Source organism: Candidatus Cloacimonadota bacterium, from assembly GCA_012516855.1.
Classification (GTDB): domain Bacteria; phylum Cloacimonadota; class Cloacimonadia; order Cloacimonadales; family Cloacimonadaceae; genus Syntrophosphaera.
Genome location: JAAYWB010000102.1, coordinates 1 through 10,414 on the forward strand (window position 1 = coordinate 1; position 10,414 = coordinate 10,414).

The 10,414-nt window shown below is 36.2% G+C and carries 9 protein-coding genes; all 9 read left to right on the plus strand.

Features of this window, described 5'->3' with window-relative positions; genetic code table 11:
* On the plus strand, nt 1-998 hold a 998-nt coding region (locus GX466_08650), incomplete at its 5' end, for a hypothetical protein (protein NLH94262.1).
* 66 nt (nt 999-1,064) lie between these two features.
* Nucleotides 1,065-2,039, plus strand: a complete 975-nt coding sequence (locus GX466_08655) for a hypothetical protein (protein NLH94263.1) — start codon at nt 1,065-1,067, stop codon at nt 2,037-2,039.
* A gap of 10 nt (nt 2,040-2,049) precedes the next feature.
* Nucleotides 2,050-3,528 carry a hypothetical protein gene (locus GX466_08660; GenBank protein NLH94264.1) on the plus strand — a complete coding sequence of 493 codons (1,479 nt, stop codon included), beginning with the start codon at nt 2,050-2,052 and terminating at the stop codon, nt 3,526-3,528.
* Between the two features lie 17 nt (nt 3,529-3,545).
* Entirely contained in the window at nt 3,546-4,343 is a 798-nt protein-coding gene (locus GX466_08665; GenBank protein ID NLH94265.1) for a hypothetical protein, read from the plus strand.
* Between the two features lie 37 nt (nt 4,344-4,380).
* Nucleotides 4,381-5,034, plus strand: coding sequence for a hypothetical protein (locus GX466_08670; GenBank protein NLH94266.1), 654 nt, complete (start codon nt 4,381-4,383; stop codon nt 5,032-5,034).
* An 18-nt stretch (nt 5,035-5,052) separates the two neighbouring features.
* Nucleotides 5,053-6,276 carry a hypothetical protein gene (locus GX466_08675; GenBank protein NLH94267.1) on the plus strand — a complete coding sequence of 408 codons (1,224 nt, stop codon included), beginning with the start codon at nt 5,053-5,055 and terminating at the stop codon, nt 6,274-6,276.
* Nucleotides 6,277-6,417: 141 nt separating this feature from the next.
* The gene (locus GX466_08680; GenBank protein ID NLH94268.1) at nt 6,418-6,750 is read left to right on the plus strand and encodes a hypothetical protein; all 333 of its coding nucleotides are present in this window, start codon (nt 6,418-6,420) and stop codon (nt 6,748-6,750) included.
* Between the two features lie 184 nt (nt 6,751-6,934).
* Complete coding sequence (locus tag GX466_08685; GenBank protein NLH94269.1) at nt 6,935-8,746, plus strand: hypothetical protein; 1,812 nt, start codon at nt 6,935-6,937, stop codon at nt 8,744-8,746.
* 1 nt (nt 8,747) lies between these two features.
* The coding region (locus GX466_08690; GenBank protein NLH94270.1) for a hypothetical protein at nt 8,748-10,414 on the plus strand (1,667 nt) is incomplete at its 3' end.

Genomic DNA, 10,414 nt, shown 5'->3' on the forward strand with positions numbered 1-10,414 from the left:
AAGGAAGTAAGACAGCTATAAATTCTAGTGCAATCCCAACATCATCTGGAATTGATGTAGCTAAGTTTATCGAGCACATGGATAAAGATGACTTGATTTTCTTAAATCCAAAAGAAGAGGGAAATAGAAATGAAGGATCTCCATTGGGCAATTTTGTTAAAGAAATAAACCTAAACCACCATGGGGATGTAGCAGCTATTCAGAAAATATTAGACTATATAGACTATAAGGCTGGAGAAATCGTTGGCGTTCCAAAGCAGATCGAAGCTCAAATACAAGAAAGAGAGGGAGCTAGAAATGTATCTGCAATATATGGCCAGGCACTAAAAATGTTGGAGCCATACTATTCTACTCATGATGAAATCAAGGATAGAGTAATGCTTGGGCTTATAGATTTTGCAAGAAGGCTATACAAAAAAAGCAAACCAGAGTCATTGTACTATACACTCGATGACAATAGTCTTGCATGGATCAAATTCAACAACACTCACTTCTCAATGTCAACTTACGGCTTCTTCAAGCAGAATACGGCATCTGTATTTGAACGCAAATCAAAAATAGAGGCTTTTATTCAGATGGCAGCACAATCGGGGAACATGAGAGGATCTACAGCATTAAGCATAATCAATACAAATAATCCAAAAGAAGCCGAAATAGCTTTAAAGGTAGCAGAACAGGAAGCTGATGCAAGAGCAATGGCAGCAGCACAGAAAGAGCACGATAATTCGATTATGATTGAAAAAGAAAAACAGAAAACAGCAAATGAATTATTTGAAAGACAAAAAGAGCTGGTGATACTAAAAGAGAAGGAGAATAGAATCACCCAAATACAAAAAGCAGCTATTGTAGCACTTGGATTCGCCAAAGAACAGGATGCAAATAACAATGGGCAGCCAGATGTCATTGAGCAAATGAACATACTTTTAAAGGCTAAAGAAGTTGAAATACAGGATAGGTTAGCAAACGCTAAAATAGGGGAAAATAAAAATAATGCATAAGCCCAAAATATAACGATAATTTTTAATACGACACTTAGGGATTAACTTTGCAGTAAAGTAATTTATATGCCAGAGTTTGATTGGGGCATTGACGATGATAAAACAGTGTCTAGTGCCGATTTCTTTAAGGACGAAACAGATCCACCAGCAGATCAAGATCAAGATCCACCTAAAGACCCACCAGAAGATCCACCAGCAGATCAAGATCCACCAGCAGATCCACCAGATCCGCCAGCAGAAAATAAATTTGCCGACATTGGATCTGAATTGGTTAAAGTTGGTCTCTTGGATAAGGAGCCAGAATCTAGTCAAGATATTATTGATGCGATTTCGGAAGCAGGGAAAAATTATGCTAGACAAGTTCTAGGTACTTTACCTCCAGAGATAATATCTGCGATAGAGTTTTTAGCAACAAAAAAAGGATCGCTTGTAGATTTCGCCAAGACTCTTGATGATGATGACTCAATAGATACTCCAGAAAAAATGGAGAATGTAGTCAGAAAACACCTTGCAAAAACAATCAAGGATTCAGATGAAATTGATGACATCATTGCAAAGAGAAAAGAAAAAGGAACATTAGCGTCAAGCGCAGCAGAAATATTTGCTAACAATAAAAATGCCAAAGACAGAGCAAAAAATGATGCAAAGGCATCAGTCGATGAGCTTTTTGGCAAGGAAAAAGAAAAACTAGCTGCAACAATCAAAAAAGCTGCCGAAGAAAGCAAAAAGATAGAATCCATAGGTGATGTAAAATTAGATGACCAAAAGAGAAGGGATTATATCAATAGCTTTTATAACCCTACAGTAAAAGTAGAAGGTGGCTATGTAACCAAATTCGATCAGGCAATAATGAAATTGGAACAAAGCAATGATATTAGTAAAATATTCGCTTTGATTAATTTTATAGAAAATGATTATAAAATTCCTGTTTCTGAACAAAAAAAGGCTGAACAAAAGCCAGAAAAGAAAGAGGAAGGCAAGGATAAAAACAAAGACAGTAAAGCAATATATGTTTCTGTAGAAGAATTGTTAAAAAAATAAACAATCTAAGATGAGTAAATTATTCAAATCTATTAAAGAAGTACCTGGGTTTTCAACTGCGATAGACACCCAACATTTGGCGATGTCTATGCTAAACAAACCACATGACTTAGGTATGCTCGTGTCAGAGCTATACGCCCAAACTTATGTGAATGAATATCCTTTGTATTCTTCTTTAATTAATAAGAGCAATATCGAAGAAAAAGATGGAGCTTCATCTTGGCCAGAAGTGAGTGTAAAATATCCAAACGCTGGATATCAAATCATAGTCATCGAAGGTGATGCAATGGCTGGTGGTACTGGAAAATATGGACTTGGGAAAACAGATGTTTTTGTTTGGACAACAGAACCACTGCTTGTTCCATCTGACGAGATTTCTCCAGGAAACCCACTTTACCAATTGAGAATCCAATCTCATGCGGAGAAAAAAGGATCTGGATGGCTATATAGAGCTATGCCAAAATTCACTTCAAATACGGAAACAATCCCTGTAAAATATTTCACAAAAGGTTCAAAATGGACTAAGTTGTGGGCATCTGCGGAAGAAGGAAATCAACAAAAAGGTTCGACTTGGTTCCCAGGTCGTCCATTATCTACCACCATCAAAGGAGGTAAGATAAACAAGCACTTCAAGATGACTGACTTCGCACTCTATAATGATCCAAATCAGCATTGTGAAGTAATGTTGGGCAAAAATGTTATGGGCAAGAAGGTAATGGCTAAAACCATCCTTACTTGGGCAGAGCATTATGCTAATAAGCAGTGGATGAAAGAAAAGAACCGATATTGTTGGTTCAGTAGAGATGCAGTTGTTGCAGGATCTACAAACAGAATGGTTGCTTATGCGACAGGATTCTATTGGCAGATAATGGACAACGGCTTTGCCATGGGATACCAGAAGATAACGGCTAAGCTGATCTATGAGTTCTTCAATAACATTCATCAGCCGAGAATAGGATACACTCCAGGGGATATTGATTTATATGCTGGATCTTATGCGATTGAGCAATTCAACGATGCATTCTGGGCAGATTTAGCTTCTTTGGGGCTTCAAATCAATTCTGACAAAGTATTAAGGAACACAACTTCTGAATTATCTGGAGCTGCATTAGAATTTGGTGCTATGGTTACAAGCATCAGATTAAAGAATAATAAGATCGTGAGAATTCATCACGAGCCGACGTTTGATGATCCAGAATTATTTACTGAAATCGACCCTGTATCTGGAAGACTTATTTCTTCTGGAACAATAGTGGCAATGGATGTAAGTGGAATGGGCAAAAATTCTACAACTAGATTGATTGTTCCAAAAGGAGGAATGGAATATATGTCATACCGAGTAGGTAATGTTCCTATGAGTTTGATCAATCAATCAACAAATGGCTACGTAGCTACATCAGAGGATGCTTTTGAAGTGAACTACACTGCAAATATGCTTCCTTTTATTGACGACCCAACTAGAACAGGGGTATTGTACCTTGATAGATAATTTGTAAAGAAGAAGAAATGCAATATACAACAATTAAAACATTAGAACATAAGAAATGGAACAAGCTATCAAATGTAGAGTTTGCTGGCCAACCACTTTCTTTGCAACCATCGCTTACAGATGACGGTACAGAATATAAGATAGATATAAGCGATAAAAGACTTGGAGAGTTAGGTGCACAAATTGGTGTAGACTTGACAAACAAGAAGTTTATCTTAGGAACAGTATCTCCTTATGATGATGTAAGATTCTTGGTAAAATTGAATGATGGAACAACGTCTTTTAATCACTCAAATCCAATCGAAGAAGTTAGAGCTGGTATTGCAAGAGCACACACAAAGTATGTTGCCAGCAATAAAAAAGAAGCGGAAGAGTCAAATAAAAGGTTCTACATTGAAAAAGAAGATGAAGACGATGTTGAGGCTTCAAAAAAATTAAAATTGAATGAAAAAGCTTATGAGCTGTTGAAAAAACTTTCAGTCGAAAATAAGCTAAATATCATTGCAATTTTAAGAGCCAAAAAGATCAATGCAAAAGACAAGGATAAAATTAATTCAGAGATATCAAGTATTATAGCAAAAGACTTGGAGGAATTTATACTCTATGCGGAGAAACAAGATTCTGAATTAGACGTGAGAGCTTGTGTGGTAATGGCTATAAATAAAAACTTTATAGTTGAAGATACTCATGACAAGTTTTTCAAATTCGGAGACTTCAAAGTTGGAAGAAATCTTGAAGAAGCTATTGAATATTTTACAGTCGGAACAGGTAAAGACTTGTACGAAAAATTAAAGACTAAAATAGAAGCTAAGTAATGAAATGGATGTAATACAAATGCATCATGAGTTCAGAGTGCTTGCTGATCAGGTAGATACAGGAAAAGGTAGAGGTCTGTTTGATTACCAGATTGACACGTTACTAAACATGGCACAAAGAACTCTTGTAAGAAGTATTGCAGTTCCAAGATTTGCAGAGCAAGCTAGTAAATTTCTGGGATATCAAGGAGTACAAAGAAGCAGGGAAGATATCAAGAATATTGTCGTAGATAATTATCCAATAATTCCCACAAAGAAAAATGGATATAGCTACGCAGAATTACCAGAAAATTATATGGCTCATGAAGCTAGTTATGCTACCGTTCCTGGCTGTTCTAAAAAGTCAAGATGTTTTGTGATCCAAACGGATGATCTTAATGAAGAAGATCCGTTTTCAAGATCAGACCCAAAGTGGAAGGAAATAAACATAGACTTCGTTGAAGGACATTTGGTTAAAATATTTTATCCAAATGTGTCCAAATATGAAATAACCTATGTAAGAAATCCGAAAGATATATGTATCGGAGGCTATCCAGATTTTGATGATACAGAAAAAGTTAAATCAGAATGTGAGCTTTCAGATATAATTCATGACGATATAGTTAGTGTAGCTTCATTAATTTTTGCAGCATCATTAAATTCAGCGTCATACAGTACAAAACTTAATGAAATTACAAGAAAAGGATTATAAAAAATAAAATTATAAAAAATGCATACATTTGATCCACATTCACCATGGAAGATATTATTTCCAAAAGGAAATTTAGCAGTAGCCGCACCAGGAAAAAATATAAATCAATTAGCTGATGGTGAGATCGGCATTTTTTCCAACAATGATTGCTTGACAATTGATGCAGCATCCATTCCGACCAACCCATCTGTGTTTTTGGCAACTGGTGGACCTACAGTTGAGGACTCATCAAGATCACTTGCGCTTTACAGAAAATCAATGCATAACTACAATGTCAACTGCTATAGAGCAGGGCAATGTAAGATCATTGAGCTTTCTGACATTTGTGCAAGTTGTGAAGAAACATATATCTTCAAGATATCATATTGCAGCCAAGATACATTAGCGACTCTTGGCGCAGCAAATGCCTCTTGCTTATTCTCGGTACAAACATCATGTTGTGATGGTTGTGAGGGGTGCCCAAGCGGAAATTGCGTAGAATTGGTAAAGAAAGCATGGATCAATATAAACAAAAGCAATATGTTTATTGCAAGTGTTTATGCAAAAGCTGATGCTGGAAATCTTGCTGCAACTCCGTTGACGGAAGCGCAAATTGATGCATTATTTATATTGGCAGAAGAGTCGACATTTACTGATTGTCCAGTGTTGAGAATCACGGCTTGTCCAGAGAAAGCAAAAAGATGTTGCAATATACCTGGGGTTTATCCAGAGTTCCTTAACTTCGACTTGACTTTCTTGAATGACGAATGTTGCGGAAAAGTAACGGTTCTTAAAAATGCTTGCCATGAATCTCAAAGTGGCGCAGAAGTATGTAATGATGAAACAGAAGAACTGTTGTATCAAACTTCTGGATCATCTTTAAGAGATGGAGATGGCTTCATGAAATGCATGGATAAAAGATGCAATCCAGATGCAAAATATACGCTTCTTACTTTAAGTAGCACAACTCCAAGCGCAGGACAATTAGAAACATGGAATAACAACTACAATGTAGTTATTGCCATAGAGTGCGCTGATACAACAACACTTACTGGCCTCACAGCTTTCTTTGATGTGTACACAGAGCCTTGTATGTTACCTCCACAATCTGCAATTGCAGCAGCGTGTGATTGTGCTGGAGCGAAAGCAAAGCAAGAAACACAAGCGAAAGAAGAAGTTGTTGCTAAAACAGAAGTAGTTAAAGATGTGCAATCGGAAGTGACAAAATTGCAATCTGAAACTTCCCATATAGATAGTAAATAATATTTTTAATCAAAAAAATATAAAAATATGCCACCAGCTCCAACCACTTCTACGTGTACAACATGTGGAGGAAATAGCGGTTCATGTTCTTCTTGCGGAACAGCAGTAACTACTTGTAAGTTGCTGGAACTTATAAAATGCATGAAAGGCTTTAAGTCTTGTACAGATAAAAAGCAAATATTTCCTATAGTGCAAGCTACAACCAACTTTGATATTACTGTTGGAAACCTTCCAGCAGATATGGCAGATATTGATGTTACTTGGAATGGGGTTGGCTTGTCTCCATTAGTTGATTTCAATGGAAGAAACTGGATAAAAACAGGCAATACTATAATTATATCTCCTGCTGTTGGAGGACCAGATGCAAACGGAAATATTGAAAAATGTATTATTCAGGTTACTTTCAAAGAATGCAAGACAATTGAAGACGAGATAAAAGAAAAGTGCCCAGAATTGTATACATTAATTAGATAATTAATTTATTTCTTACATGAAGAAGATATTAGTATTTTTATTCATTACAATATCCTTTGGGTGTATCGGTCAAAAACTAGTTCAATTAGAACCATGTAAAGATCAATACGGAAATCCAAAGGATAGTTGTTTTATAATGTCTGGTCTTCCGACTGGACATGGTAGATGGATTGACATAGACTTATTGAGACAAATCATAGGATCACCAGATAGCATTCCAAGCGGAGTCATTTGCTCTAGTCTTGGAGGTATTCCAACAGGAACGGTAGCTACTGGAGATCACTTTATTGTTAAAAGTGCTACTGGATGCAAAAGAGTTCCATTTAATTTAATTGTTAGTCCATTGGCTTTATGCGCTGCTGCACAAGCAACTGTAAATGGAGTTTATGATACTGATGACAAGGTGCTGTATCTTAGGCCAGACGGATCGTGCTACAAAGATACTATTCATTGGTCCGCTTATGGTGGATTAGATTGCCCAGGTGTAATAGACTGCATTTCTGGGAATCCGTTATTTTGTGAAGAAGTAGAAAATTGCTTAACATCTGGCACGCTATGTAATTCAATTGGTGGTATTTCTACAGGGAATTATGCGCTTGGTGATAGATTATTATTTCAGCGAGCAGACGGAACATGCTACAGGGATTCTATTCGTTGGGAGCAGTACGGTGGGATTGATTGCCCAGAGGTGCTCGATTGTATCACAGGCGATCCAGATTTTTGTACAGAAGTTCAAAATTGTATAAATTCTTCTTATATATGCCAAACCTTAAATGGATTTGGTGGTATGAATTTTATTCCTCAATATCTAATCGGAATAAACAACGGTCAATGCGCTAAAGTAGATGGCAATTTATTTGGAAGTAACGCTATTTGTTCAAGCTTAAATTTACTTGGATATAGTGGTGCAGTAGATACAGTTTTTGGAACATACAATGGGCAGTGCTATAAAGTTGCCCTACCGTCTGGAGGTTCAAATTTTAATTGTGATAGTATGCAAAACTGCCTTGGTCAAGATTGGTTTTGCGATTCAATTAAGGCTTGTTTAGACGACTTTTTATGCGACTCAATTATCGCCTGTATTCAAAACGATACAACTATTTGCGATTTATTTTTAGAATGCTTAGACAATCCTAGATTTGATACTTTAGTATGTGAGGCTTTACATTCATTTCCATATCAAGAAGCCAGTAGTACAGGAGATACAGTAATTGCAGTCAATGGAGGCACCTGTTACAAGACTGTATTAAATACAGGGGGAAGTAATTGGAATTGTGATTCAACAACAAATTGCGTAAATCAATTTTTATGTGATTCAATTTTAGCCTGTGTTGGAAATGTCTATTGCGATATTTTAAAAGGCCTAGATAACTTGCCATTTGAAGGCAATGGATCTCATAAATTATTCTTTACCGATGGAGGAGCTTGTTATAGTTCAAGCCTAGAAGCCCAAGGAGCAAATTGTATTTCGGCAGGATTAGCGAATGGTGTGATTACAGTTGGTTTAAATATAGACCCAATAGGGGGAATTACATGCGGAGCCAATGGAATTAAAGTTGATTTATGTCCATTTTTTGCTGGGCTTCCTAATGGGAATCCTTACACTGGACAACCCTTAGTAGGAGCAGACTGCAAAACTTATACAGTTAATACAAATATTACTTGCCCTCAATTACAAAGTTTATTTTCAGGTGTCTCAGCCTTAGCTCCTTCTGATTTAATAATGGTTAATTCTGGAGGGAACTGTACTTATAAAACATTAACAACAGAAGTCATAAAAAACGCAATTTGTAATCTAGGACCTGGAAATACTGGATATGTGCTAGTAAGAAGTGATGCAGAGGGTTCTTGTGGTTGGGTTCCATGCGAACAATTCTGTGGTGTCCCAGATATAAATCCTAAATTACTAAATATGGCTTCAAGGCTAGATGCCTTGGAAAAAGAAAACAAGGAATTAAGAAAAATCATAACAGAAATTCAAAAAAAATTGAAATAAAATGAAGAAGATTTTATCAATACTGCTTTTATTGCTTTCGTTTAGTATTTATGGACAGAAATTAGGTCAATTAGAGCGATGTAAAGTAAACGGAGTCATACAGGACTCTTGTTGTATTATATCTGGTCCAGACGGACATGGGTATTGGCTTCCAGTAGAGGCTTGCAAGGCTATGTATGCAGATGGATCAATCGAGATTACAATTGGCGCAGATTCTACACTTTTAATTGATGGCGTTCCTTTGCAAGATTTCTGTAATGCTATAAAAAAATGTGAGACAAAAGTAGAGCTAATTAATTTAGCAAATGGTACTTATCAGTTTGTAAATGAAGCTGGAGTCGTATCAGTGATGGGATATAGCTTTACTTGCGTGAATGATTCTACTATTCAGTTGCGTGACCATGATGGAACGCTAGTGAATAGCTGTGTATTGAGAGGTGGAGCAAATCCAGCCGTGCCTATAGCAATTGATACACTTATTGTCGAGTCTGACTCTACTCTAACAATTGGAACTACCGATGGAAACCAATATACACTTGATTTATGCAACTTAGTAAAAAAGTGCGAGACCAATATAATTGTTTTAAACAATGCTGATGGAACTTATACAATTGTAAACGAAAACGGTTTTCCTACTGTACTTGGATACAGGTTGCAGTGCGTGAATGACTCCACTATTGCCATTACAGACAATGACGGTACTTTGATTAACCAATGCATGCTCAAAGGGGGCGCAAATCCATCCGTTCCTATTGCAATAGACACCTTAATAATTGCAAGTGATTCTACTGTGCTAGTAAGAACTACAGACGGAAATGAATATACTTTGAATCTATGCAACGTTGTAAAAAAATGCGAGACAGCTACTAATATTATTTGGAATACAACTACCAATGAGTATTATTATACAAATGAAGATGGAGACATAGATACAGTAAGTTTTTCTATTGGTTGGAACCCAGTTTCAAGTGAAATTTTTCATATTAACCATAATGGAGATACGACTTCTAAAATTTCTGCTTGTGATATCGTATGTCCGAATACTGTAAGTGCAACTGATGATTCATATAGTACGAATGACTGTACGACTCCATACTGTTCTAATGTGCTTGTAAATGATATGACTTGTGATCCAGGTCCTACTACCAGTATTGCATTAGTTGGGATGCCTCAAAATGGAACTGTGACAATAGATGTTAACGGTAATTTTTGCTTTACATTTTTATCTTGTGATCCTACAGATCCTTTTGGGTTCACTTATCAAATAACGTGCCCAGATGGAACAATTACTACAGCAGTAGTAACAATAGATTTGATTAGCACATGTCCATCAAATGCAGCTTTAGAAGATTTTGTATTAGCCCTCAAAAATACTGCAACCAATTTCAATGTAGCAGTTAATGACTTATCTTGTACAAATAAAACATACACACTATTCACTAATCCGATAAATGGAACTATATTTTTTAATCCTAATGGAAGCGGAATTTATAATCCTAATTCTGGTTACATGGGATTAGATTCTTGTATTGTAGAGTTACATTGTAATGGACAATCATGTGATACAAGTTGGCTTAAATTTTTAGTATTAGAAAACGCACCTGCAGATTCTACATATTATTTATTTGCTGGTCAAACTTTGAACGGTGATGCTTCATTGAACGATAT

Bases quoted from the DNA above. Each gene is read 5' to 3' on its own strand.
- GX466_08660 (NLH94264.1), top strand. From the start codon at position 2,050: ATGAGTAAATTATTCAAATCTATTAAAGAAGTACCTGGGTTTTCAACT.
- GX466_08680 (NLH94268.1), top strand. From the start codon at position 6,418: ATGAAAGGCTTTAAGTCTTGTACAGATAAAAAGCAAATATTTCCTATA.
- GX466_08665 (NLH94265.1), top strand. From the start codon at position 3,546: ATGCAATATACAACAATTAAAACATTAGAACATAAGAAATGGAACAAG.
- GX466_08675 (NLH94267.1), top strand. From the start codon at position 5,053: ATGCATACATTTGATCCACATTCACCATGGAAGATATTATTTCCAAAA.
- GX466_08655 (NLH94263.1), top strand. From the start codon at position 1,065: ATGCCAGAGTTTGATTGGGGCATTGACGATGATAAAACAGTGTCTAGT.